This window comes from Xanthomonas campestris pv. asclepiadis, assembly GCF_020784175.1.
In the GTDB taxonomy this organism is placed as follows: Bacteria; Pseudomonadota; Gammaproteobacteria; order Xanthomonadales; family Xanthomonadaceae; genus Xanthomonas; species Xanthomonas campestris_D.
Genome location: NZ_JAJGQM010000005.1, coordinates 24,833 through 50,244 on the forward strand (window position 1 = coordinate 24,833; position 25,412 = coordinate 50,244).

22 protein-coding genes and 1 pseudogene are annotated in these 25,412 nt (G+C 65.7%); 5 read left to right on the forward strand and 18 right to left on the reverse strand.

All coding sequences use genetic code 11. The features are described 5' to 3' along the window. Nucleotides 1-70 precede the first annotated feature (70 nt). The 11 genes from LL972_RS03875 to LL972_RS03925 form a co-directional block, all read right to left on the reverse strand. Nucleotides 71-970 (reverse strand): hydrogen peroxide-inducible genes activator, encoded by a 900-nt coding sequence (locus tag LL972_RS03875; protein ID WP_228326473.1) that lies wholly within the window; start codon nucleotides 968-970, stop codon nucleotides 71-73. A 101-nt stretch (nucleotides 971-1,071) separates the two neighbouring features. Then, complete coding sequence (locus LL972_RS03880; protein WP_228326474.1) at nucleotides 1,072-2,841, reverse strand: ABC transporter transmembrane domain-containing protein; 1,770 nt, start codon at nucleotides 2,839-2,841, stop codon at nucleotides 1,072-1,074. Further along, on the reverse strand, nucleotides 2,838-3,440 hold the full coding sequence (locus LL972_RS03885; protein WP_228326475.1) for an IMPACT family protein: 603 nt from the start codon (nucleotides 3,438-3,440) through the stop codon (nucleotides 2,838-2,840). Before LL972_RS03885 ends, LL972_RS03880 begins: the two co-directional genes overlap by 4 nt. A gap of 152 nt (nucleotides 3,441-3,592) precedes the next feature. Beyond that, nucleotides 3,593-4,186: a TIGR00730 family Rossman fold protein gene (locus LL972_RS03890; protein ID WP_228326476.1), complete on the reverse strand. Its 594-nt coding sequence runs from the start codon at nucleotides 4,184-4,186 to the stop codon at nucleotides 3,593-3,595. Nucleotides 4,187-4,346: 160 nt separating this feature from the next. Then, a complete protein-coding gene (lpdA, locus tag LL972_RS03895; protein ID WP_228326477.1) occupies nucleotides 4,347-5,789 on the reverse strand; it encodes a dihydrolipoyl dehydrogenase in 1,443 nt (480 codons plus the stop codon). 111 nt (nucleotides 5,790-5,900) lie between these two features. Continuing rightward, on the reverse strand, nucleotides 5,901-7,127 hold the full coding sequence (gene sucB, locus LL972_RS03900; protein ID WP_228326478.1) for a dihydrolipoyllysine-residue succinyltransferase: 1,227 nt from the start codon (nucleotides 7,125-7,127) through the stop codon (nucleotides 5,901-5,903). Between the two features lie 41 nt (nucleotides 7,128-7,168). Continuing rightward, a complete protein-coding gene (locus LL972_RS03905) occupies nucleotides 7,169-9,997 on the reverse strand; it encodes a 2-oxoglutarate dehydrogenase E1 component (protein WP_429002109.1) in 2,829 nt (942 codons plus the stop codon). Between the two features lie 180 nt (nucleotides 9,998-10,177). Next, entirely contained in the window at nucleotides 10,178-11,101 is a 924-nt protein-coding gene (locus tag LL972_RS03910) for a GNAT family N-acetyltransferase (protein ID WP_228326480.1), read from the reverse strand. After that, nucleotides 11,098-12,576 (reverse strand): JmjC domain-containing protein, encoded by a 1,479-nt coding sequence (locus tag LL972_RS03915; RefSeq protein ID WP_228326559.1) that lies wholly within the window; start codon nucleotides 12,574-12,576, stop codon nucleotides 11,098-11,100. Before LL972_RS03915 ends, LL972_RS03910 begins: the two co-directional genes overlap by 4 nt. Nucleotides 12,577-12,992: 416 nt before the next feature. Further along, a complete protein-coding gene (gene purB / locus LL972_RS03920; protein WP_228326481.1) occupies nucleotides 12,993-14,360 on the reverse strand; it encodes an adenylosuccinate lyase in 1,368 nt (455 codons plus the stop codon). A gap of 36 nt (nucleotides 14,361-14,396) precedes the next feature. Next, the gene (locus LL972_RS03925) at nucleotides 14,397-15,719 is read right to left on the reverse strand and encodes a hemolysin family protein (protein ID WP_104648400.1); all 1,323 of its coding nucleotides are present in this window, start codon (nucleotides 15,717-15,719) and stop codon (nucleotides 14,397-14,399) included. Nucleotides 15,720-16,008: 289 nt separating this feature from the next. Here LL972_RS03925 and LL972_RS03930 point away from each other — a divergent pair, with 289 nt between their 5' ends. Then, a complete protein-coding gene (locus LL972_RS03930) occupies nucleotides 16,009-17,415 on the forward strand; it encodes a class II fumarate hydratase (RefSeq protein WP_228326482.1) in 1,407 nt (468 codons plus the stop codon). 135 nt (nucleotides 17,416-17,550) lie between these two features. Here LL972_RS03930 and LL972_RS03935 read toward each other — a convergent pair whose 3' ends face one another. The 7 genes and pseudogenes from LL972_RS03935 to LL972_RS03965 all read right to left on the reverse strand — a co-directional run bounded on the left by LL972_RS03935 (nucleotide 17,551) and on the right by LL972_RS03965 (nucleotide 22,046). Further along, a complete protein-coding gene (locus LL972_RS03935) occupies nucleotides 17,551-17,973 on the reverse strand; it encodes a hypothetical protein (RefSeq protein WP_228326483.1) in 423 nt (140 codons plus the stop codon). 204 nt (nucleotides 17,974-18,177) lie between these two features. After that, nucleotides 18,178-18,708, reverse strand: a pseudogene (locus LL972_RS03940) (DUF2884 family protein). A 34-nt stretch (nucleotides 18,709-18,742) separates the two neighbouring features. Then, nucleotides 18,743-19,567 carry a GIN domain-containing protein gene (locus tag LL972_RS03945; RefSeq protein WP_228326484.1) on the reverse strand — a complete coding sequence of 275 codons (825 nt, stop codon included), beginning with the start codon at nucleotides 19,565-19,567 and terminating at the stop codon, nucleotides 18,743-18,745. A 10-nt stretch (nucleotides 19,568-19,577) separates the two neighbouring features. Continuing rightward, nucleotides 19,578-20,564, reverse strand: coding sequence for an ABC transporter permease (locus LL972_RS03950; protein WP_228326485.1), 987 nt, complete (start codon nucleotides 20,562-20,564; stop codon nucleotides 19,578-19,580). Then, complete coding sequence (locus LL972_RS03955) at nucleotides 20,561-21,436, reverse strand: ABC transporter ATP-binding protein (RefSeq protein ID WP_228326486.1); 876 nt, start codon at nucleotides 21,434-21,436, stop codon at nucleotides 20,561-20,563. Before LL972_RS03955 ends, LL972_RS03950 begins: the two co-directional genes overlap by 4 nt. Further along, on the reverse strand, nucleotides 21,433-21,795 hold the full coding sequence (locus LL972_RS03960; protein ID WP_003483692.1) for a GntR family transcriptional regulator: 363 nt from the start codon (nucleotides 21,793-21,795) through the stop codon (nucleotides 21,433-21,435). The genes LL972_RS03955 and LL972_RS03960 overlap by 4 nt, the downstream gene beginning before the upstream one ends. Before the next feature lie 2 nt (nucleotides 21,796-21,797). After that, on the reverse strand, nucleotides 21,798-22,046 hold the full coding sequence (locus LL972_RS03965) for a hypothetical protein (RefSeq protein WP_205391858.1): 249 nt from the start codon (nucleotides 22,044-22,046) through the stop codon (nucleotides 21,798-21,800). 135 nt (nucleotides 22,047-22,181) lie between these two features. Here LL972_RS03965 and LL972_RS03970 point away from each other — a divergent pair, with 135 nt between their 5' ends. From LL972_RS03970 to LL972_RS03985, 4 genes are all read left to right on the forward strand, one after another. Then, on the forward strand, nucleotides 22,182-22,739 hold the full coding sequence (locus LL972_RS03970) for a glutathione peroxidase (RefSeq protein WP_016901532.1): 558 nt from the start codon (nucleotides 22,182-22,184) through the stop codon (nucleotides 22,737-22,739). Nucleotides 22,740-22,829: 90 nt separating this feature from the next. Further along, the gene (locus LL972_RS03975; RefSeq protein ID WP_016901531.1) at nucleotides 22,830-23,801 is read left to right on the forward strand and encodes an FKBP-type peptidyl-prolyl cis-trans isomerase; all 972 of its coding nucleotides are present in this window, start codon (nucleotides 22,830-22,832) and stop codon (nucleotides 23,799-23,801) included. A gap of 24 nt (nucleotides 23,802-23,825) precedes the next feature. Beyond that, the gene (locus LL972_RS03980) at nucleotides 23,826-25,175 is read left to right on the forward strand and encodes a UDP-glucose dehydrogenase family protein (RefSeq protein ID WP_024939343.1); all 1,350 of its coding nucleotides are present in this window, start codon (nucleotides 23,826-23,828) and stop codon (nucleotides 25,173-25,175) included. Further along, on the forward strand, nucleotides 25,168-25,404 hold the full coding sequence (locus LL972_RS03985) for a SlyX family protein (RefSeq protein ID WP_024939344.1): 237 nt from the start codon (nucleotides 25,168-25,170) through the stop codon (nucleotides 25,402-25,404). The genes LL972_RS03980 and LL972_RS03985 overlap by 8 nt, the downstream gene beginning before the upstream one ends. Nucleotides 25,405-25,412: the final 8 nt, after the last annotated feature.

Here is a 25,412-nt window from a genome sequence, read left to right on the forward strand (position 1 = left end):
TTCAATGAAGCATTGACGAGTTGCAGTTGGCGGACAAGGCCGCAGCGCTTATTCGTCGCATAGGATTTTCCTATGCGGCCACCGCACGCAGAAGATCGGCGATCAGGCCGAAGGCCGGCGCGCGTCCTGCGCCTTGCCGCCACAACAGCCCGATCTCCCTATAGTAGCGTCCGCCTTTGATCGGCCGGACGACGACATCGTCGCCCTCGCGGATTTCCTGGCGCACATACAGGTCTGGCAGTAGTGCAAGACCCATGCCCATCCCGGCCATCTGGCGGATCGCATCCAGGCTGGTGCCTTCGTAATCGCGCAGGACATTGGCGCCGACGTCCAAGGCGATCGCCGCGACCTGTTCGGCCAGGCGGTATTCGGGCATCAGGGTGAGCAGGTTGGCGCCGCGCAGATCGGCCGGCGTGATGCAGGTCTTGGCACGCAAGGGGTGATCGGCGGCCATGGTCACGTGCAGCGGTTCGCGGAACAGGCGCTCGCTATGCAGGCCGCGCCCGGCCACCGGCAATTGCGCCAGGATCAGATCGTGCACGCCGCTGGCCAGGCCACTGGCCAACGCGGTCGGCAGGCCTTCGCGCACATGCACGCGCAGTGCCGGGTGTTCGCGATGCAGGCGCGCGACCAGGCTCGGCATCAGGTAGGCGCCCAGCGTGGGCGACACGCCCAGCCGGATGGTGCCGATCAAGGTGTCGGCCGAGGTGGCGCGAACGTCTTCCAGGTCGGCCACGTCCAGCAGGATGCTGCGCGCACGATCGAGCAGGTCGCGCCCCAGCGGCGTCAGGATGGCCGGCACGCCGCGTTCGAACAGCGCGGCGCCGACGATGGTTTCCAGCGCACGGATCTGCTGCGACAACGAGGGTTGCGACACGCCCATCTGCTCGGCGGCGCGGGTGAAGCTGCCGGTGTCGGCAAGCGCGACGAAATAACTGAGTTGGCGAATGGTGGTTCTGGGGCGGGGCATGCGTGACGTCGTCAGGTTGGGGCGCGTGGGGTCTCAGGATCGGCCTGGGCCGCTGCGGCGGACACGCTGGCATGACAGCACACGCCGGTGTCACCCAGGCGTCACTGATCGATGAACTGCAGCCGCGCCAGCTCCGCGTACAGGCCGCCTTCGGCGATCAATTGCGCATGCGTGCCCTGCGCGACGATGCGGCCGGCATCCATCACCACGATGCGGTCGGCTTTGAGCACGGTGGCCAGGCGATGGGCGATGACCAGCGTGGTGCGGCCTTCCATCAGCCGGTCCAGCGCCTGCTGCACCGCGCGTTCGCTCTGCGCATCCAGCGCGCTGGTCGCCTCGTCCAGCAGCAGGATCGGCGCGTCCTTGAGCAAGGCGCGCGCGATCGCCACGCGTTGCTGCTGGCCGCCCGACAGGCGCGTGCCGCGTTCGCCCAGTTCGCTGGCGTAGCCCTGCGGCAGGGCGCGGATGAAACCATCGGCCTCGGCCGCCGCCGCGGCGGCTTCCATCTCCGCGTCGCTGGCGTCCAGGCGCCCATAGCGGATGTTGTCGGCGGCGCTGGCGGCAAACAGCGTGGGTTGCTGCGGCACCAATGCAATGCGTTCGCGCAGCAGCACCGGGTCGGTGTCACGCAAATCCACATTGTCGATCCGCAGCTTGCCGCTGACCGGGTCGTGGAAGCGCAGCAACATCGCCAGCACCGTGCTCTTGCCGGCGCCGGAGGGACCGACCAGCGCCACGGTTTCGCCCGGATGGACATGCAGGTCGAAGCCATCCAGCGCCGGCGCATCGGGGCGCTGCGGATAATGAAACACCACCTGGTCGAAATGGATCGCGCCACGCAGCGGCTGTGGCAAGGGCTGCGGCGTCGCTGGCGCGACGATCGCTGGCTGCTCGTCGAGCAATTCGCCGACCCGGCCCATGCCGCCGGCCGCGCGCTGCAACTCGTTCCAGACCTCGGCCAAGGCACCGACCGAGCCGCCGCCGATCAGCGCGTACAACACGAACTGACCCAGCGTGCCGGGGGTCATGCGTCCGGCGATCACATCGTGCGCGCCCAGCCACAGCACACCGACGATGGCGCCGAAGATCAGCATGATCGCCACCGCCGTCACGGTGGCCTGGGTACGGATGCGCAGCCGTGCGGTATCGATCGCGGCGAACAGGGCCTGGCTGAACCGCTGGCTCTCGTAGCGCTCGCGCGCATGCGCCTGCACGGTGCGCACTGCGCCTAGCGTTTCGGCCGCCAGCGTGTTGGCATCGGCCACACGGTCCTGGCTGACGCGTGAGATCTTCTGCAGGCGGCGTGCGCCCAGCACGATCGGCAGCACCGCCAGCGGAATGCCGATCAGGGTGAAGCCGGCCAGCCGCGGGCTGGTGACGAACAGCATCACCATGCTGCCGATCACCGTGACCGAGCTGCGCAAGGCCACCGACATGGTGGTGCCGATCACCCCGCGTAGCAGCTCGCTGTCGGCCGACAGCCGCGACACCAGCTCGCCACTGCGGCTGCGATCATGGAAGCCGGCGTCCAGCCCGATCAGATGCGCATACAGGCGGCCGCGCAGATCGGCGACCACTTTTTCGCCCAGCAGCGCGACGAAATAAAAACGCGCGGCCGTTGCCACCGCCAGCACCACCGCCACCGCAAACAACAGCGCGAAGGCGTGGTTGATCTGCGAATCGCCGGAGAAACCATGGTCGATCATCTGCTTGACCGCCGCCGGCAAGCTCAACGTGGCGGCCGAGGAAATGGCCAGTGCGATCAGCCAGGCGGCGAACAGGCCACGCTGGCGCTGCACGAACGGCCACAAAGTGCGCAGGCTGCCAAGCTTCCGCAACGGGTTGGGCCTGGCGGCGGCTGGCTGGTTCATGCGGCTTCCGGTGATGAGAGATGGACACGGTTGCGAGTGGCGTCGCACAGGCGCGTTTTCAAGCCGGCCAGCTGATCGGCAGGCAGTTGCACGCGCAGTGCCGCGCCCTGCGCATCGAAGCGCTCGTCCAGCTTGTCGGCGTGGAAAGCGCTCAGTGCAGCATGCACCAGACCCAAGTCGTCGAACTGACATTGCAGCTCGAGCAGCGACAACGCAATCAACGGCCGTCGCGTCGCCAGCCGCAGGCATTCGGCCGCCGCGCCGCCGTAGGCACGCACCAGTCCGCCGGCACCGAGCTTGATGCCGCCATACCAACGCGTGACCACCACGACCACGCGGTCGTAGCCCTGGCCATCGATGGCCGCGAGAATCGGCCGCCCGGCGGTGCCGCTGGGCTCGCCATCGTCGCTGGAGCGATAGTCCTGCCCGAATCGATAGGCCCAGCAATTGTGGGGGGCATCGGCAACGGACACGCTCTGCACAATCTCCAGCGCCTGCGCGGGAGAGTCCAGTGCCGCAGCGTTGGCCAGAAAGCGACTGTGCTTGATGTCCAGGCTGTGGTGCGCGTCAGCGGCGAGGGTATCGAGCATCGTCGCCATTCTATGCGAGCCGGTCGCGCCGGACGCCGCAGCCATCGTGACTGCCGTTGCAAGCTTGCAGATCGGCAGGGTGTTCGATGGCGCGTTGCGACGGGCCGGGTGCGCGATGGGCACGCGCAGGCCCCGGGGCGGTTAGCGCAGGCGCTATCGTTTTACACCAGGGTGGAGCGGCGCTTCTCGTCGATCCACTTGGAAGCCTGCGCCGGCGTGTAGTGCTGCATCCACTCCAGCATCTGTTCGATATCGGCGCCGTACCACAGGTCGCTGCGCTGGTCCGGATGCAGGAAGCGCTCTTCCACCATGCGATCGATCATGCCGATCAGCGGTGCGTAAAACCCTTCGATATCCAGGAATGCGCAAGGCTTGTTGCCGATGCCGAGCTGGCGCCAGGTCAGCATCTCGAAGATCTCTTCCATGGTGCCGAAGCCCCCGGGCAGGGCGACGAAGGCATCGGACAGCTCAAACATGCGCATCTTGCGCTCATGCATGGAGCCGACGATTTCCAGCGTGGTCAGCCCACGGTGCGCCACTTCCCAATCGGCCAGCTGCTGCGGAATCACCCCGGTGACTTCGCCACCGGCCGCCAGCACCGCATTGGCCACGGTGCCCATCAGGCCCACATTGCCGCCGCCATACACCAGCCGCAGGCCCTGCTCGGCGATGCGCTGCCCCAACGCAGTGGCGCGCTCGGCGTAGGCGGGTTTGTTGCCGGCATTGGAACCGCAGTAAATGCAGATGCTTTTCATGGGAGCGGGAATCGGGAGTTGGGAATAGGGAATAGGGAATGGGTCGAAGCAAAGCGGAAGCCAGAACGCATGACGCCGGACCTAAGTCCGGCGTCAGCGTGAGGAGTGAGGTAATGGGAACGCTTCTACGATTCCCGATTCCCCACTCCCGATTCCCGGCTTAATTGGCCTTATGAATCGCGCGCTTGCTCACTGCCATCGCGGCATCGTGGATCGCTTCGGACAGCGTCGGGTGCGCGTGGCAGATGCGCGCCAGATCATCGGCCGAGCCGTTGAACTCCATCGTCAGCACGCCCTCGTGCACCAGCTCGGACACGCCCACGCCTACCAGGTGCATACCCAGCACGCGGTCGGTTTCGGCATCGGCGATGACCTTGACGAAGCCGGCCGGCTCGCCCATGGCCACCGCACGGCCGATTGCCGCGAACGGGAAACTGCCGGCCTTGTAGGCAACGCCTTCGGCCTTCAACTGCTGCTCGGTCTTGCCGACCCAGGCAATCTCCGGCTCGGTATAGATCACCCACGGAATGGTGTCGAAGTTGACATGACCGGGCAGGCCGGCAATCAATTCGGCCACCGCGATGCCTTCCTCGAAGCCCTTGTGCGCCAGCATCGGGCCACGCACGCAGTCACCGACTGCCCACACGCCATCAACGCCGGTGTGGCAATGCCCGTCCACTTCGATCTGGCCACGCTCGTTGAGCTTGACGCCGGTGCCCTCGGCCAGCAGGTTCTTGGTCGCGGCCTTGCGGCCCACGGCCACCAGCAATTTGTCCACGGTCAGGGTCTGCTCGCCGGCGGCGTCGGTGTAGCTGACCACCACCTGCTTGGCATCGCCGCTGCCGGTGATCTCGGTCTTGCTGACCTTGGCGCCGAGCTTGATGTCCAGGCCCTGCTTCTTGAATTCCTTCAGCGCGGTCTTGGCCACTTCGGCGTCGGCCAGCGCCAGGAAGTCCGGCAGCGCTTCGAGGATGGTGACCTCGGCGCCCAGGCGCTTCCACACGCTGCCCAGCTCCAGGCCGATCACGCCGGCACCGATCACTGCCAGACGCTTGGGAACGGCGGTGAAATCCAGGCCGCCGACGTTGTCGACGATGGTGTCGCCTTCAAACTTGGCAAACGGCAGCTCGATCGACTCCGAACCCGGCGCCAGGATCACGTTGGTGCCCTTGAGCTCGATCTCGCCGCCTTCGTGCTGGGCGACCTTGACGATGTTGCCCGGCAGCAGCTGGCCGAAGCCGTAGTACGGGGTGATCTTGTTCGCCTTGAACAGCATCGCGATGCCGCCGGTGAACTGCTTCACGATCTTGTCCTTGCGGCCGATCATGGTGGGCACGTCCATCTTGGCGTCGTTGAAGCTGATGCCGTGGTCGCCGAACAGGTGACCCATGTTCCAGAACTGACGCGAGGAATCCAGCAGCGCCTTGGACGGAATGCAGCCCACGCGCAGGCAGGTGCCGCCCAGCGCCGGCTTGCCATCCTTACCGAGTGCCGCGTCGATGCAGGCGACCTTCATGCCCAGCTGGGCCGCGCGAATCGCAGCGTGATAACCGGCCGGACCGGCACCGATGACGACGACGTCGAATTGTTCTTGTTCGCTCATTCTTCGCTCACGAGATTGGGAATTGGGGATTGGGGATTCGTAAAAGCGGGATGCTCGGGAAAGGGCGGCTCTCGCCAATCCCTAATCCCGAATCCCCAATCCCGGCTTTCATCACAGACCGAACAACATCCGGCCCGGGTTTTCCAGCTGATTCTTGATGTCGACCAGGAACTGCACCGAGTCCTTGCCGTCGATGATGCGGTGGTCATAGGACAGCGCCAGATACATCATCGGCGCGATCACGACCTGGCCGTTCTCGGCGATCGGGCGTTCCTTGATCGCGTGCATGCCCAGGATGGCGCTCTGCGGCGGGTTGATGATCGGGGTGGACAGCAGCGAGCCGAAGGTGCCGCCGTTGGTGATGGTGAAGGTGCCACCCTGCAGATCGTCCAAGCCCAGCTTGCCGGCGCGCGCCTTGGCGGCGTAGTCGGCAATGCCCTGTTCGACGTCGGCGAACGACTGGCGCTCGACGTTACGCAGCACCGGCGTGACCAGGCCCTTGTCGGTCGACACCGCGATCGAGATGTCGCTGTAGCCGTGATAGATGATGTCGTCGCCGTCGATCGAGGCGTTGACCAGCGGGAAGCGCTGCAATGCGTTGGCGGCCGCCTTGACGAAGAAGCTCATGAAACCGAGCTTGATGCCGTGCGCCTTCTGGAACTCGTCCTGCAGTTCCTTGCGCGCGGCCGACACCTTGGCCAGGTTCACTTCGTTGAAGGTGGTCAGCATCGCGGTGGAGTTCTTGGACTCCATCAGGCGCTTGGCGATGGTCTTGCGCACGCGGGTCATCGGCACGCGCTCTTCCGGACGGGCGCCGGAGGCCTTGCCCACGCCGCCGGCCTTGGCGAAGTTGACGATGTCTTCCTTGGTCACCGCGCCACGACGGCCGGTGCCCTCGACCTGCGCCGGATTCACGCCCTGGGTGATCGCGGAAAAACGCGCACCCGGGGGCAGCGCATCGGCAGCCGATTTGGAGGCAGCGGCAGGCGCAGCGGCAGGCGCAGCGGCAGCAGCCGGGGCCGGCGCGGCTGCCGGGGCAGCCGCCGCAGGTGCCGGTGCGTCGGCCTTCTTCTCGTCGGCCGGTGCGGCCGCAGCCACGGCGCCTTCTTCGATGATCGCCAGTATCTGGTTGCTGGTGACGGTGCTGCCGGCTTCGAACTTGATTTCCTTCAGCACGCCATCGACCGGCGAAGGAACTTCCAACACGACCTTGTCGGTTTCCAGGTCGACCAGATTCTCGTCGCGCTTGACCGCTTCACCGGCCTTCTTGTGCCAGCTGGCGATGGTGGCGTCGGAAACGGATTCGGGCAGTACCGGAACTTTGACTTCGGTGGCCATTCGGGAGCGTCCTAGGGTTTTCGTTCTTTGGGGAAGAGGAGTTATTCAGCGACTTGGTCGTTGAACGGATTGAGGAGCGCATCGGCGACCAGCTTCTGCTGTTCGACGATGTGGTCGGCCATGTGGCCGGCGGCAGGCGAGGGCGAGCGGGCGCGGCCGGCGTAATGCAGGCTCTGGCCGCTGGCCAGGCAGAAGTTCAGATGGTGGCGGATCTGGTACCACGCACCCTGGTTCTGCGGTTCTTCCTGGCACCACACCACATCGGTGGCGTTGGCATAGGCCTTCAGCTCGGCAGCCAGCTGCGCACGCGGGAACGGATACAGCTGCTCCACGCGCAGGATGGCGACATCGTCCTGGCCACGCTTGGTCTGGTCTTCGAGCAGGTCGTAATAAACCTTGCCCGAGCACAGCACCACGCGCTTGACCTTGCCGGCATCGGCCTTGGCGTCGGGAATCAGATGCTGGAACTGCCCATCGGCGAGTTCTTCCAGGCTCGACACCGCCAGCTTGTGGCGCAGCAGCGACTTGGGCGTCATCACCACCAGCGGCTTGCGGGTGGTCATGCGCATCTGCCGGCGGATCATGTGGAAGCACTGCGCCGGGGTGGTCGGCACGCAGACCAGCATGTTCTCCAGCGCGCACAGCTGCAGGAAGCGCTCCAGGCGCGCGGAGCTGTGCTCCGGACCCTGGCCTTCGTAGCCGTGCGGCAGGAACAGCGACAGGCCCGCGATGCGGCCCCACTTGGCTTCGCCGGCGGCGATGAACTGGTCGATCACCACCTGCGCGCCATTGGCGAAATCGCCGAACTGCGCTTCCCAGATGCACAGCGCATTCGGGTCGGTGGTGGAGTAGCCGTATTCGAAGCCCATCACCGCTTCTTCGCTGAGCAGCGAGTCGATGATGGTGGCGTCCTCGGGGTTCTGCACCAGCTGGCGCAGCGGCAGGTGGTAGCTGTCGGTCTTCTGGTCGTGCAGGATCGCGTGACGGTGGAAGAACGTGCCGCGACCGGCGTCCTGGCCGACCAGGCGCAGCTTGTGGCCTTCGGCCAGCAACGTGGCGTAGGCCAGGTTCTCGGCAAAGCCCCAGTCGCCGGCCTGCTCGCCGGCGGCCATCTTGACGCGGTCGTCGTAGATCTTGGCCACGCGCGCATGCAGCTCGACGCCTTCCGGAATCGTGGTGATCAGCTTGGCCAGACGGTCCAGCTGCTCGCGCTTGACGCGGGTATCGACCGGATCGGCAGCGGTGCCGACCAGGTACTTGGACCAGTCGATGGCGAATTCGTCCGGCTTGCGTGTCGCCAGCTCGGTGGTGTATTCGCCCGAATCGAGCTTGTTGCGGTAACCGTCGACCAACGCCTTGACTTCGTCGGCGCTCAGCACGCCGTCACTTTCCAGCTTGGCGGCGTACAGCTCGCGGGTGGTCTTGTGCTTGCGGATGGTCTGGTACATCACCGGCTGGGTCGCTGCCGGTTCGTCGGCCTCGTTATGGCCCCAACGGCGGTAGCAGACCAGGTCGATGACCACGTCCTTCTTGAACTGCTGGCGGAATTCGTAGGCCAGCTTGGACACGAACATCACCGCGTCCGGATCGTCGCCGTTCACGTGGAAGACCGGCGCGCCGATCATCTTGGCCACGTCCGTGCAATACAGCGTGGAACGGGCGTCGTCGCGGGCGCTGGTGGTGAAGCCGATCTGGTTGTTGATGACGATGTGCACGGTGCCGCCGACGGCGAAACCGCGCGCCTGCGACATCTGGAACAGTTCCATCACCACGCCCTGGCCGGCGAATGCGGCATCGCCGTGGATCAGGATCGGCAGCACGGTCTTGCGCTCGGCATCGCCGAAGCGTTCCTGACGCGAACGCACGCTGCCGACCACGACCGGGTCGACGATTTCCAGGTGCGAGGGGTTGAATGCCAGCGCCAGATGCACCTGCTTGTCGCCACCGACCGCGATGTCGGCCGAGAAGCCCATGTGGTACTTGACGTCGCCGGTATGCGCGCGGTCGTCGTGGGCGTGCTCGAACTTGCCTTCGAACTCGTCGAACAGCTTGCGCGGGTTCTTGCCCAGCGTATTGACGAGCACGTTGAGGCGGCCGCGATGGGCCATGCCGATCACGATGTCCTTGACCTGATCATTGCCGGACTGGCGAATGATCTCGTCCATCATCGGAATCAGCGCATCGCCGCCTTCCAGCGAGAAGCGCTTCTGGCCGACGTATTTGGTGTGCAGGTAGCGCTCCAGGCCTTCGGCGGCGGTGAGCCGCTCCAGCGTGCGCTTGCGGCTGGCCGCGTCGCCGGCGATCTTGCCGCCGGCATCTTCCAGGCGCTTGTAGATCCACTGGCGCTGGTCGAATTCCTGGATGTGCATGAATTCTGCGCCGATGGTGCTGGCGTAGGTCGCCTTCAGGCGGGTCAGCAGATCCTTCAGCTTCATGCGCGGCTGGCCGCCGACGCCGCCGGTGCTGAATTCGCTGTCCAGATCTGCCTGCGACAGGCTGTGGAACGGCAGGTCCAGATCGGGCGGGTTGACCGGCGGGGTCAGGCCCAGCGGGTCGAGCTGCGCACCGAGATGACCACGCGCACGATAGGCGGTGATCAGGCGGCCGACGTTGCGCTCGCGCTCGTCACTGGCGCCTGCGCCGGTTCCGGCATTGGCAGCCTGCTTGGAGGCGCTGAGGATGTGGGCAATGGCCGCCGAGTGCGGCACATCACCGGCATCGCGACCCTTGAAGCCATCGAAATAGCTCTTCCACTTCGGGTCAACACTGTCCGGGGCGACGAGGTACTGCTCGTACAGATCCTCGATATAGGCGGCGTTGCCGCCGGCGAGCTGCGATGACTGTGCGAACTGCTTTAGGAGATTATCCACGATGGTAAGTCGGGTCTGCTGTGGGGATGATTGTGCGGAAGCGGCGGGGCGAGATGCCCTGTCGGTCGGTCTCAAATCTCGAAAAATTATACCCCCTTGCGCCAGTGAGGGGGCGTCTGCCAGCTGACCGGACGGGTAGGTGCAACCGCCTGGCGCCTACCTGCGAAGGGCGCTGCGGTCTCAGATGCCGAGTGCGCGCGGTTCGTTCCAAAGCGCGCTGCGCTCCCATATCTGCGCGAATTCGCGCTCCAGCTGGCGGCTGCGCGCCGCGCCCGACAGCCAGGTTTCGCCATCGTCGAAGCGATGGCCTGTTGGACGAAAGTAGTAGGCGTCATCGCCCACCACATAGGCCGACGCATAGCTGGCATCGACCGGATCGCTGACCGCGCGGAAGCGGAACACGCTGGGCAGGCGCTGGGCCAGCCGCAGCAGCGCGCTGCTGTTGGCGCCGGCGACGGCGGTGTCCTGCACCAGCACCTGCACGCGCTTGTCGTGGCGGGCGGTGGCGAAGCGGCGCAGCGCATCGAGCACGGCGGCGTTGTCGAACAGCGGCGGATCCAGTGCCCGCGTATAGATCAGGACCTGGCGGCGTGCAGCGCACAGCAGGCCGGTGGTGGCGGCCAGGGCCGCACGCAGGTCGTCCACCGCCATCGGACCGTCGAGACGGCGGTGCAGCGGCTTGTCAGGCCGATCGCCCACCACTGCGGCGCGATCGGGGTGCGTGTCGGAAGAAGTGTCCGGCAGGAAGCCCAGGCGTGCGAACACGGCCTCGGCGTCTGCGTTGACGCGGGTCCGTACGCCGGGCCAGCCATGCTGTTGCGCGGTGGCGACGGCGGCTGCGAGCAGCTGGTCAGCCAGGCCGCGGCGGCGCCAGCCCGGCAGGATGCCGAGCCTGTCGATGCGCCGATCCGCAGTCAGCCGCACCGAGCCGATCAGCTGGCCGTCTTCGCTGCGCAGCGCCAGTTGCAGGCTGAGCGGGTCCAGTGCGTCCCATTCGGCAGCGCCGCTGTCGCCGCTGCCGCAGGCCAGGCGCAGCGCACGCAGGGCCGCGGCGTCGGACGCCGGGTCCAGCGAGACGATCTGCGGCCCGGCCTGGGGGCTCATGCGCGTCTGTCGGACCCGTCGTCGCCAGCGTCCGAAGCCGGATCGTCGGCCAGCTCGCTGTCGTCGTCCTGGTCGGCGTCGGCAGCTGGTTCGTCCTCATCGGCCTGGGCCGGGCCGTCGGCGGTATCGGCGACCTGCTCGACGTCGGCCTCCGCATCGATCTCGTCGTCTGCGTCCGGCGCGTCGGCCTCGGCGTCGTCCTGGTCGCCTGACACGCTCAGGACATGGGCCTGGTCGTCGTCGATGTCCTCGATGTCGTCCTCCGCGTCCTCGTGGGCGCGCTGGTAATGGCCCTGCGCCAGCAGCTCCAGCACCACCTCGCGGCCACGGTTGGACAGCTGCGCATACAGTGCGCCGTCGATCTCTTCGGCTGCGGCCAGACGTGCGGCGTCCTTGGCCGACAGCGCGAATTCCAGGCCGCTGCAGAACAGGGTGGCGCCACGCTTGGCGCGCCGCCAGGCCAGCCGCGACCAGGGATGACGGTGCAGCAGCACGCCTTCTTCCAGCGCCTGCTCGACCGCCTCGCGGGGGATCGGTTCGGGTGCCGGCACCACGTCGCCGGAGGCGCGGTAGGTGGTCATGAAGCGGCCGAACCAGTCGCCCAGCCGATCCGGGTCGTTCATGCGCAGCGCGTTGAGCGCTTCGACCACGCGGTTCATCGCGGTGACGTCGATCTCGTACGGATCGGCCGGCACCTTGAGATCTTCGTCGTGATAGCGCACGGCCTCGTCGGCATCGGCGATCAAGGTGTCCAGATAGTCGCCGATCAGCTCGGCCGAGGACGGCGCGCGGGTGCCGATGGAGAAGGTCAGGCAGGCGTCTTCGGCCACGCCGTGGTGCGGCACCAGCGGCGGCAGGTACAGCATGTCGCCCGGGCCCAGCACCCAGTCGTGGGTGGGCTTGAAGCTGCTGAGCAGCTTGAGCTCGACATCGTCGCGGAATGCCAGCGGCGCGGCCTTGCGACCCTGCTGCGCGCGTGCGTCGATCTGCCAGCGGCGGTGGCCCTGGCCCTGCAGCAGGAACACGTCGTAATGGTCGACATGCGCGCCGACCGAGCCGCCGGTGGCGGCGAAGCTGATCATGATGTCGTCGATGCGCCAGCGCGGCAGGAAGCGGAACTGTTCCAGCAGCGCGCGCACGTCGGCGTCCCACTTGTCCACGTCCTGTACCAGCAGGGTCCAGTCGTGATCGGGCAGGCCGGGGAAGTCTGTTTCCTGGAACGGGCCGGTGCGCACGTCCCAGCCGTCGGTGGCGCGGTCGTGGCTGATCAGGCGTGCCAGCACGCCGTCTTCGCAGGCCAGGCCGGCCAGGTCTTCGGGCTGCAGCGGGGACTGGAAGTCCGCAAACGCGTTGCGGATCAGCAGCGGGTGCTTGTGCCAGTAGTTGCGCAGGAAGCGCTCGACCGGCATGCCCAGTGGCTGGTCGCCGGTGGCGTGGACCTCGAAGGGCAGCGGCGCGCCTTTCCTGGCGGCGATCTTTTTTGCGGGGGTCTTTTTCATGGTGTCACGGGTCCGACTGGAGGGCCGGCGCTGTGCGGCCGGCGAAGTGGCTTATTGTCGCCCAGCCCGCCATGCGATGCCTTGCTGGCGGGTGTGGCGGAGATTTCAGTGCACATGTGCCTGCCACGCGTGGCAGGCATGCACAGTGTTTGCCGGCATCGGCGGGTCAGTGGATGGAGAGCTGGCTGTCGCTGGGCGAAGGCACCGATGCAACCGTGTGGTCGACACGCCCGGCAGCGCTTGCGGCGCGGCAGCGGTGGAAGCGGCAGCGGCCTGCCTCCCGCAGGCGACCGATGCCAGCAGGGACACGGACAGCAGTGAGCGCAATGCCATGGCAATCCTCCTGACGGCTGGATGGAACGTCGCGATGCCGATCATTGACTGCCGCTGGTTCAGATCGCGCGCGCCAGCTGCTCGGCCAGGCCGGTGTAGGTGCCCGGGGTCAGCGCACGCAGACGCTGCTTGTCCTGTTCCGGCAACTGCAGGCTCTCGACAAACGCCTGCATGGACGCGGCGGTGATGCCCTGGCCGCGGGTCAATGCCTTGAGCTGTTCGTACGGGTTGGGCAGGCCGTGGCGACGCATCACCGTCTGCACGGCTTCGGCCAGCACTTCCCAGGCCGCGTCCAGGTCCGCATCCAGGCGCTGCGGATTGACGGTCAGCTTGCCCAGGCCCTTGGCCAGCGAATCCAGCGCCACCTGGGTGTGGCCGAACGCGGTGCCGAGCGCACGCAGCACAGTGGAGTCGGTGAGATCGCGCTGCCAGCGGCTGATCGGTAGCTTGGCCGAGAAATGCTCGAACAAGGCGTTGGCGATGCCGAAATTGCCTTCGGCATTTTCGAAGTCGATCGGGTTGACCTTGTGCGGCATGGTCGAGGAGCCGACTTCGCCCTCCTTGAGCTTCTGCTTGAAGTAGCCCAGCGAGATGTAGCCCCAGATGTCGCGCGACAGGTCGATCAGGATGGTGTTGGCGCGGCGGCTGGCGTCGCCGATTTCGGCCACGTTGTCGTGCGGCTCGATCTGGGTGGTATAGGGGTTGAACACCAGGCCCAGGCTTTCGACGAAGCGCTGCGCGAACGCGGCCCAGTCCAGCTCCGGGTACGACACCAGGTGCGCGTTGTAGTTGCCGACCGCGCCGTTGATCTTGCCGGTCAGTTCGACCGCGGCGATCTGCTTGCGCTGCCGCTCCAGGCGCGCGACCACATTGGCGATTTCCTTGCCCAGTGTGGTGGGCGAGGCGGTCTGGCCATGCGTGCGCGAGAGCATCGGCTGGCCGGCCTGGGCATTGGCGAGGGCGCGCAGGCTGGTGGTGATGCCGTCCAGCGTCGGCAGCAGCACCTCGCGGCGCGCCTGTTCCAGCATCAGGCCATAGCTGAGGTTGTTGATGTCCTCGCTGGTGCAGGCGAAATGCACGAATTCCAGCGCCGGGCCCAGCTCGGCATCGTCCTTGAGCTGTTCCTTGATGAAGTACTCCACCGCCTTGACGTCGTGGTTGGTGGTGCGCTCGATCTGCTTGACGCGTGCGGCATCGCCGACGCTGAAGTCGTCGGCCAGGCGGCGCAGGGTCTGGGTGGCGGCGGCCGAGAACGGCGCCAGCTCGGCGATGCCCGGCTCGGCCGCCAGTGCCAGCAGCCATTCGATCTCGACCTTGACCCGCGCCTTGATCAGGCCGTATTCGGAGAAGATCGGACGCAGCGCATCCACTTTGGAAGCGTAGCGGCCGTCGAGTGGGGACAGGGCGAGCAGGGCGGAATCCGACATGGGCAGGGCACTGGGAGGCTGGCGGGGGTGCGTATTCTACGCCGCCCCGGCGCCGGCTTCGCCGATCGGCCGCACCGTGATCGCCTGGATCCGGTGCCCGGCCATGCGCCGTACCGTCAGTGCGTGGCCGTCCAGCTCCAGGGTTTCGCCTTCTTCGGGCAGCCGCTGCAACCGGTGCACGATCAGCCCGCCGACCGAATTGACGTGGTCCGGCGCGCTCAGGTCCCGGCCGAGCAGGCGCTCCAGGCGGAAGATCGAGGTGCTGCCGGCCACCAGCAGCGAGCCGTCCTGGCTGCGGATCGGGGCGTCGCGCACCACGTGGCGGTGCTCGTCCTCGATCTCGCCGACCACCACCTCCAGCAGGTCTTCCAGGGTGAAAAAGCCCAGGATGCGGCCCTGGTCCTCCACGCACAGCGCCAGATGGGTGGTGCCGGTGCGGAACTGCTCCAGCGCACTGGGGATCGGGGTTTCCAGGGTCAGCAGGGTGGGCGGACGCAGCAACGGGCGCAGATCGTCCAGGTCCTGGCTGCGCGCCATTGCCACCAGCAGGTCCTTGGTATGCAGGATGCCCAGCACCTGCTCGCCATCGGCATCGAACCACGGGTAGCGGCTGTAGCGCGACTCGCTGAACTCGGCCAGCACCGATTCCAGCGTCATGCCTTCGCGCAGGCTGCGCATGTGCTCGCGCGGGCGCATCAGGTCGCCGGCGACCAGGTCGGGCAGTTCCAGCGCATGGCTCATCAAGGCCAGCCCGTGGTCGGGCGTGGCCGCGTTCGGATCCTGGCGGCCGACGATCAGCATCAGCTCCTCGCGCGAATAGCGATGCGATTGATGTTCCACATCGCCCCAGCCCAGCACCCGCAGCAGGCGGTTGGCGCTGGTATTGAGTACCCAGATCGCCGGATACATCAGCCAATAGAACACGTAGAGCGGCGCGGCGGTCCACAGCGACATCCGCTCCGGGCGGCGGATCGCCATGGTCTTGGGTGCCAGTTCGCCCAGCACGATGTGCAGGAACGAAATCAGGCTGAAGGCGATCGCCAGCGCGGTGAACTGCGCCGCTTCCGGCGACAGGCCGGCGCTGTCGAACAGCGGCTGCAGCAGATGTGCGAACGCCGGCTCGCCGACCCAGCCCAGGCCGAGCGAAGCCAGGGTGATGCCGAGCTGACACGCGGACAGATAGGCATCCAGATGCGCATGCACGCCGAGCAATAACCGCCCGCGCCAACCGTTGGTTTGCGCCAGGCCCACCGCCTGCGTATGCCGCAGCTTGACCAGCGCGAACTCGGCAGCAACGAAGAAGCCGTTCAACAGCACCAGCAGCAGCGCGACGAACAACAGCAGCACATTACCCAACATGGCGTCCGCCTCCGTGCCGTGCAACGGCGGTAGCGCTGCGTGTCAGCCGCTGCGTGTCAATGATGGGGCGGTGTGTGCGCAGCAAGGACGCAATCGATGCGTTGCTACAGTCAGGGTCGTCGCCCATGGCGGCGTGGTACCTCGTATGGATCAATGGGCAGTCTAGCCCACGGTTTGCGACGACACGGTCGCAACGCCGTGAGCGAGTATCGTAGGCAGTCTCGCCAGCGTGGGTGCGCCCGCTGCCAGCCATCCATCACCACAAACCAACCATGTGCGGAGAGTGCAGATGAGCGAACGTTTCAGGACCGAACACGACAGCATGGGGCAATTGCAGGTGCCCGCCGATGCCTTGTGGGGCGCGCAGACCCAGCGTGCCGTGCAGAATTTTCCGGTCTCCGGCCAGCCGATGCCGCGCGGCTTCATCCGCGCGCTGGGCCTGATCAAGGCCGCCGCGGCCGGCGTCAACGCCGAGCTCGGGTTGCTGCCCAAGTCGATCGGCAAGGCCGTGCAGGACGCGGCGCTGCAGGTCGCCGACGGCACCTATGACGCGCAGTTTCCGATCGACGTCTATCAGACCGGCTCGGGTACCTCGTCCAACATGAATGCCAACGAGGTGATCGCCACGCTGGCCACGCGCGCCGGCAAGGATGCGGTGCATCCCAACGATCACGTCAATCTCGGGCAGAGTTCCAACGACGTGGTGCCCACCGCGATCCGGGTGTCGGCGTTGCTTGCGGTGCAGGAACACCTGCAGCCGGCGCTCAAGCATCTGCGCAAGACCATCGACAAGCGCGCCAAGGGGCTGGAGAAGGTCGTCAAGACCGGGCGCACGCATCTGATGGATGCGATGCCGCTGACCTTCGGCCAGGAATTCGGTGCATGGTCGGCGCAGCTGAGTTCGGCGCAGGAGCGTATCGACGATGCCCTCAAGCGCCTGCGGCGGCTGCCGCTGGGCGGCACCGCGATCGGCACTGGCATCAATGCCGATCCGCGTTTCGGCGGCAAGGTGGCCAAGGCCTTGTCGGGCTTGAGCAAGTTCAAGTTCGAGAGTGCTGACAACAAGTTCGAAGGCCTGGCCGCGCAGGACGATGCGGTGGAGTTGTCCGGCCAGCTCAATGCGCTGGCGGTGGCATTGATCAAGATTGCCAATGATCTGCGCTGGATGAATGCCGGCCCCCTGGCCGGGCTGGGCGAGATCGAGTTGCCGGCGCTGCAGCCGGGCAGTTCGATCATGCCGGGCAAGGTCAACCCGGTGATTCCCGAAGCCACCGTGATGGCCTGCGCGCAGGTCATCGGCCACCACACCGCGATCACCGTGGCCGGGCAGACCGGCAACTTTCAGTTGAACGTGACGCTGCCGTTGATCGCCTACAACCTGCTGGATTCGATCAATTTGCTGGGCAATGTGGCGCGGCTGCTGGCCGATAGCGCGATTGCCGGGTTGAAGGTGCGCCAGGAGCGCGTGCGCGAGGCGCTGGACCGCAATCCGATCTTGGTCACCGCGCTCAACCCGATCATCGGCTACGAGAAGGCCGCGGCGATCGCCAAACGTGCCTACAAGGAACAACGCCCGGTGCTGGACGTGGCGCTGGAAGACAGCGGGCTCAGCGAAGCGGATCTGCGCCGTTTGCTGGATCCGGCAGCGCTGACCCGCGGTGGCATCCAGGCTGGCAGCAGCGGCGGCGGTGGCTGACCACTGAAAGCGTGTGTGTATGTAGGAGCGCACCTGGGCGCGATGAAGCCTTCCCGATAAAGCCCCATCGCGCACCAGTGCGCTCCTACACGGTCTCGCGCCAATCTACGGTTTTGCGCGGCCTTGGCCGGTTACTCAGTGCCGCTCGGCCTGCACGTTGCCGAAGCTCTCGCGATACGGTTGCAGCGACGGGATTTCATCCAACAATTCGCCGCTGAGCTGCTGGATCTCCGGCGTGGCGGTCAGCTTGATCGACTTGTATTCCGGGTCCGCGCCAGGCTCGTTGACGGCCTGCTGGCGCAGCATCTGCAGGTGCCCGAACAGCAGCTGCAACTTGACGCGCGTCGGCTCCTTCTGCGGCAGCGCGATATCGTCGATCTTCAGCGTGCCGTCCGGGGTGATTTCCGCATTGGCGGCCGGTGGGCGGCGGATCATCACCGACTGGGTGGTGATGGCAACACGCGGTTTGCCGCGTTCGGCGCGCCGCGACGACTGGTCGCCGCAGGCGGTCAGGGCGCATAGCAGGAGCGCCATGCAGAGCATCACGAACTTGTTCATGGGGTCGCTGGGGTCAGGGGAGCGCATTAGTGTAATCCCGCTCCGGCCAGCAGACTGGAGCCATTGGCACTTAGCGCGGCTGACAAAATGTCGCAGGCCGGTGTCAGCTGCCTGGCATGCGTGCAGGAATCGGCGTGACGATCCATCTGCACCGGTGAGCCGTTGCGCCCGTCGATGAGCGCGCAGCGGCGGTCAGGGCCGCGCTTACTTGCGGCAATCGTCGACATCGTGCTGGGTGAGGGTCGAGTACGGCGCGAATGCCGGCACCAGTTGCGCGGCGGCGTCCTGCGCGTTGCGCAGCGTGGCCAGCTGGTCGCAGATCTGCATCGTATTGTGTTTGAAGGTTTCCGCCTGCGCCTGGATCTTGTCGCCGATCTGGTCGGTGTTGCCGCTGAGCACGCCCTTGAGCGCTTCGCCGGCGGCGTGCGCACCGAAGGCCGCGCCCTGCGTGCCGATGTCGATGCCTTTATCGGCGACACCTTAGATCTGCACGTAGAAACCGCGCATCGCCTGCCGCTGCGCATCGTTCAGGCTCACCGGCTTGCCGGCGATGCTGAGCGCGCCATCCGCGCCGATGGTGGCCGCAGGTAGGCCGTCGCGGTGGAGCGTCAGGCTCTTGCCGTTGAAGGTCACTCCGCCCTCGTTGTTCTCGCCCGACACAATGACCTTGGGTTCGGACTTGCCGCAACCGACCAGCAGCGCGCCCGCCAATACCGCAGAAATCAACAGTTTCATCAGCCGTTCCCCTCTTGAATGGTCAATGCAGCGGTCAGTTGTCGGTCGGCACGCGGGTGGTGCCGGCCACATTGCTGACGTCGATATCGCCGCTGCCCTTGCGCGCGACGCTGACGTCGCCGCGCACCTTGTGCACGCTCAGGGCGCCGGAGTTGACCGCTTCCACGCCGACATCGCCTTGCACATCGTCGATGTCGACATCGCCGGAGCCGATCGTGCCGAACTTGACGTTGCCTGCCACGCCGCGCAGCTTGACGTCGCCCGAACCGACCTTGCCGACCTCCGCCGCGCCATGCACCTGCCTGGCCTTGAGATCGCCCGAGCCGATCGCCAGCACGCGCAGCGACCCCATCTCCTCCAGTTCGATATCGCCGGAACCGACCTTGGCGGTGACCCGGCCCTTGGTGCGGCGGATCGCCATGTCGCCGGAACCGACATCGGCACTCACGGCGGCAGCGCCGCTGATCTCGGCGTCACCGGAGCCCACGTCGAACTGCACCAGCAGCGTGTCGGGCACGTTGCCACGCAGGTCCAGGTACGCGTAGCTGTCGCCGATGGAGATGCGCGACGGGCGGTCATCGGCCAGCGTCACCACCAGCTTGTCGCCGACGCGCTTCTGGGTGACGGTCATGCCCTCGAGCAGATCGGCCCTGGCGGCACAGGCGCGGCCGCTCAGACGGCCGCCGTTGCCTGGCGCGGCGTCCAGATGCAGGTCGTTGGAGGCGACCTCGAACAGCACCGACTTCACTCCGCTCAGTTTCAACTCCAGGCTGCGCGGTTCGGAGAATGTGCATTGCTCCTCGGCAAACGCAGCGCCGGGCACGGCGAACAGGATGGCCAGACTCAGCAGACGACGCATGGGATGTCCTTCAGGCTTCGGAGCGCCGACGGCGCAGGTAGATGGAGGCAGCGATCAGCACCACGCCGATGGCGGCGCCGATCCAGATGTCCGGATTGCCGTAGACCAGTGCGCTGTCGGTGTGCTGCAGCGCCCACTGCACCAGATCGCTGGGGTTCTGCATCGCGCTGCTGTCGAGGTTGCCGCTGACCGCACGTGGCGACCAGGTGCCGGGCAGGGCGCTGAGCAGGCCGCGGTAGCCGACGATGTACCAGATCCAGCCGATCGGCAGCGAGACACCCGGCATCGCCGAGAGGATGCTCAACATCACGCAGGCCAGCAGCGGGAACAGCACCGCCCACAGGAACGGCTTGCTGGTGGCCCAGGCCGAGCAGAACATCAGCCAGCCCACGGTCGGCAACGCCCACAGCAGGCTCATCGGCACGGTCTTCAGCAACAGCCACAGCAGCGAGAAGGGGTGCGAATGGGTTGCCAGTGCCCAGGGGCTGGGGACGCCGGCGATCGAGGCGCCCACGATGGCGATCAGCCACAGCGCCAGGCCGACCAGCACGCCGATCGCGATGGCGATCAGCGGCGCCAGCAACAGCGCCCAGGCCGCCTTGGACAGCACCGTCTGCACATCGGACACCGGCAGCGACTTCCAGAACAGCACGCTGCGGTCGCGGCGGTCGTCGTACAGGCTGCCCAGCGAATAGAAGAACACCACGAACGCCAGCACCACCGAGGCGATCCCGATGCCGCCCAGCAGCAGGCCGTCGCCGACCTGGCCCAGCGTGCGCGTGTACTCGGCCAGATCGTCCATCGTGATGCTGTCGCCGATCATGTTGCGACGCGCGCTGATCGCGCCGATCACCGCGCCCAGCAGCGCGAAGAACACCGCGATGCCACCGGTGATGATCTGTGCCCAGACGAAACCGCCGCGGTGTTCCCAATACTCGCGCTTGAGCAGCCAGCCGAACGTGCGTGCGGGAGAAGCTTGGTGGGTGAGTGCATTCATGCGTAGGTCCCCTTCATGACCGCAACGAACAGGTCGGCAAGGCCGGGATTGCGGGTTTCGCCAAAACGGGCGAGCTGCGCCTTCGGCACGCCATCGAACAGCATCACGGTCTTGCCGAACGGCAGGCTGCGCTCGTCGATCGGCGTCAGGCCTCTGGCGGCGTCGAGATGCTCGGCACCCACCAATACTTCGGTGTAACGCTCGGCCACGTTTTCCATGTCGGCGGTCAGCACGATGCGGCCGTCGCGGATGAACATCACATCGGTGAGGATGTGTTCGATCTCTTCGACCTGGTGGGTGGTGACGATGATGGTCTTCTGCTCGTCGAAGTAATCCTCCAGCAGGCGCTGGTAGAACTGCTTGCGATACAGGATGTCCAGGCCCAGGGTGGGCTCGTCCAGCACCAGGATGCGCGCGTCGATGGCCATTACCAGCGCCAGATGCAGCTGCACGATCATGCCCTTGGACAATTCGCGCACCCGCGACTTGCGGTTGAGCTGCGTATTGGCCAGGAAACGCTCGCACTTGGCGCGATCGAAGCGCGGATGCACGCCGGCGACAAAGTCGATTGCCTCGCCAACCCGCAGCCAGCGTGGCAGCACCGCCACGTCGGCGATGAAGCAGACCTCGTTCATCAGTGCGTTGCGCTGGGTGCGCGGATCCATGCCGAGCACACTCAGTTCACCGCCGAAATCGGTCAGCCCCAGCACCGCCTTGAGCGCAGTGGTCTTGCCGGCGCCATTGGGGCCGATCAGGCCGACGATGCGCCCGGAGGCGATGGTGAAGCTGGTGTTGTCCAGCGCGAGCCGATGCTTGTAGGCCTTGCGCAGGCCACGTGCGTCGACCACATGGTCGGAGGAGACGGCGGTCATGGTGTTTTTCCCTGTGGCAACAGATCGTCGATGGACAGTCCCAGGCGCTGGATGCGTTCCAGCACCGCGGGCCATTCTTCATTCAGGAAACGCTCGCGTTCGCTGCCACGCAATTTCTGCGCGGCTTCCGGGGTCATGAACATGCCTAGGCCGCGGCGTTTCTCCACCAGGTTCTCGTCGGCCAGTTCCTGATATGCGCGCGAGACGGTGATGGGGTTGAGTTGGTAGTCGGCCGCCACCTGCCGTACCGAGGGCAGGGCGTCGCCAGGCTTGAGGATTCCATCGAGCATCATGGCAATCACCCGTTCCTTGAGTTGGCGGTAGATGGGAGCGCCGTCGCTCCATTGGATGTCGTTCATGGTCAGCTCCGTGGACGCAGGACCTGCGCGAAGGAGAAATAGGGCATCGACAGCGAAGCGCGCAGATGCCGGCTGGGCCGGGTGCGCGCCTCGGGGGGAGTTGTCGCGTTTTCCGTAACCGCCTCCGACACGCCATAATCGGCGCCGGACTCCGTAACCTGACTGGAAGCGGCTCCCAGGCAACCAATGACGAACAGGGCGCTGCCGAACAGCAGCAATGGAGCTGGTCGCGTGAAGCGTGTGCTGTTCATGCTTTCCCCCTGCGTTGGATGACTGGTGTTGTATTCAACTATAACACCGACACGCAGGCAGTCAACTGCCTGTCATACCCAACTGATGGCACCCCGCCTCGGCGAGTGGCCGGAACCTATCGAAAGGGATCGCTCATGTTGCTCAAGCGTCTGCTGGTCGTTGTATTCGCTGGCTTTTTTTCCGCCTCGGCGCTGGCCGCCGGTGCGCCGGTGCTGGATCTGGACTACCGGCCGCTGGCCGGCAAGGCGCCAATCAACCTGAACCGTACCTACGGCGGCAAGGTGCTGATGGTGGTCAACACCGCCAGCAAGTGCGGCTACACGCCGCAATACGAAGGGCTGGAGGCTCTGAACCAGCGCTTCGGCAGTCGCGGCTTTTCGGTGCTGGGCTTTCCGTCCAACGATTTCCAGGGGCAGGAACCCGGATCTGAGAAGCAGATTCAGGAATTCTGCACGCTGACCTATGGCGTCAAGTTCCCGATGTTTGAGAAGGTGCATGTGCTGGGTGCGCAGGCCACGCCGCTGTATCAGCGCCTGACACAGGCCACTGGTGTGGCGCCGGGCTGGAACTTCCACAAGTATCTGATCGGTCGCAATGGACGGGTGGTGGCGCAGTTCCCCAGCAAGATCAAACCAGACGATCCGAGCGTGTTGGCGGCAATCGAACGCGAGCTCAACGCGCCGTCGCGCTGAGCGCGGCGCTCGCAACGCCACGCGCACATGCGACAATGCGCATTCAGCGCCGGCGTCGGCGTGTCTTTTCACTTTCGGGAAGTGCATCGAATGAAGATGGGAAAGCGCGGCGCGGCGGCGTCGCTACTGATGGTGGCACTGTCGGCATCGATGCCGGCGATGTCGCAGCAACCGGCCGCAGCGGCCACCAAGGAGAAGCCAGTTTTGAATGCATCGTCTGAGAAGAGCACGCGCGACAACGTCAGCTACGCCATCGGTATGGATGTGGCACGTTCGTTCGAGCCGATTGCCCAGGACATCGATGTGAGCGCACTGCAACGCGCCATCGAGAATGCATTCAAGGGCGGCAAGCCGCTGTTGTCCGACGAGCAGACCCAGGCCACCGACACCGCACTGCGCACCGCGCTGGCGGCACGTAACGGTCAGCAGGTTCCGGGCATGGCGCCGGGTAGCGCGCCGGCTGCGCCGTCCAAGGAAAATGTCGGTCTGATGCTTGGCGATCGCGCGGTCGGTCCCTCGCTGGCCGGCATCAAGGACGAGATCGACCTGTCGATCCTGATGGAAGCGGTGCGGACCGTGTTCGCCAAGGGCACCACGCGTCTGACCCAGCAGGAAGCCGCTGCCACCATGCAGGCGTTCGCCTCTGCCAAGCAGGGCGCTGCCGGTGCCAAGAATCGCGAGGAAGGCAATGCCTTCCTGGCCAAGAACAAGACCGAAAAGGGCGTGATCACCACCGCGTCGGGCCTGCAATACATGGTGCTGCGCCAGGGCAGCGGCGAGCGCCCGATGCCCACCAACACGGTGCGCGTGAATTACGAAGGCAAGCTGCTCAACGGGCAGGTCTTCGACAGCTCCTACCAGCGCGGCCAGCCGGCCGAGTTCGGTCTGAATCAAGTCATTGCAGGTTGGACCGAGGGCGTCGCGTTGATGCCGGTCGGTTCGAAATATCGTTTCTGGATTCCATCCAACTTGGCCTATGGCCCGAACGGCACGCAGGGGGGGCCGATCGGACCAGACGCAACGTTGACGTTCGATGTCGAACTGATGGGTATCCTTCCCTGATCCCCCACAGGAGTACCCCCACCCATGCGAGTTGCGATCTTTGGTACCGGCTATGTTGGTCTTGTCACCGGTACCTGTCTGGCGGAAGTAGGTCATCACGTTATCTGCGTGGATATCGACCAGGCGAAAGTTGATGGTCTCAATCGTGGGGTGATTCCCATCTATGAACCCGGCCTGGAGCCGATGGTGAAAGCCAACCACGCCTCTGGCCGGTTGCGCTTCACCACCGATGCGGCCGAGGCGATTGCGCACGGCGAAATCACCTTCATTGCCGTGGGCACGCCCCCGGACGAGGATGGCAGTGCCGACCTGCAGTACGTGCTGGCGGTTGCGCGGACCGTCGGCCGGCATATCGACGGCCCGTCGGTGGTCGTCAACAAGTCCACCGTGCCGGTCGGCACCGCCGACAAGGTGCGGGTCGCGATCCAGGAAGAGCTGGACGCACGCGGCGTGGACCATGAATTCGACGTGGTCTCCAACCCCGAGTTCCTCAAGGAAGGCGACGCCGTGGCCGACTGCATGCGTCCGGATCGCATCGTCATCGGTGCCAAGAAGCCGGCGGCCATTGCACGCATGCGCCGTCTGTATGCGCCGTTCAACCGCAACCGCGATCGCATCGTGGAGATGGACGTGCGTTCGGCCGAGCTGACCAAGTACGCGGCCAACGCGATGCTGGCGACCAAGATCAGTTTCATGAACGAGATCGCCAATATTGCCGAGCGTGTTGGTGCCGACGTCGAGCACGTGCGTAACGGCATTGGTTCGGATCCGCGCATCGGCTGGCACTTCATCTATCCCGGCGCCGGCTACGGCGGCTCGTGCTTCCCGAAGGATGTGCAGGCATTGGCCAAGACCGCCGAGCAGTACGGCATGGAGCCGACCCTGCTCAACGCGGTGGAAAGCGTCAACAACGCGCAGAAGGGTCACCTGTTCGAACTGGTGCAGCGTCACTACGGCGCCGAAGGCACCGGCAGCATTGCCGGCAAGACCTTCGCGGTCTGGGGCCTGGCATTCAAGCCCAATACCGACGACATGCGTGCCGCGTCCAGCCGGCGTTTGATGGAGCAGTTGTGGGAAGCCGGTGCCACCGTGCGTGCCTACGACCCGGAAGCGACCCATGAAGCCAAGCGCATCTTCGGCGAGCGCGACGACCTGACCTTCTGCGACGAGGCATTTGCCGCACTGGAAGGCGCCGACGCCCTGGTCGTGGTCACCGAGTGGAAGCAGTTCCGCAGCCCGGATTTCGGCAAGATCAAGCAGGCCTTGAAGGACGACGTCGTGTTCGACGGTCGCAACCTTTACGACCCGCAGGAAATCGAAGCCGCAGGTCTGGCCTACTACGCCATCGGACGAGGCCGTTCGTTGCATGCATGAGCAACTCTCGCCGCGCGACCAGGAACTGGACGCGCGGTTGGTTGAACTGGAAACGCGCCTGTCCTTTCAGGAGCAGGCGCTCAATGAACTGAGTGAAGCACTTGCGGACGCCCGTTTGACGGGCGCCCGCAATGCCGAGCTGATCCGCCACCTGCTTGAGGATCTGGGCAAGGTGCGCTCCACGTTGTTTGCCGACGCTGCGGATGAACCGCCGCCTCCGCATTATTGATTGCAGAT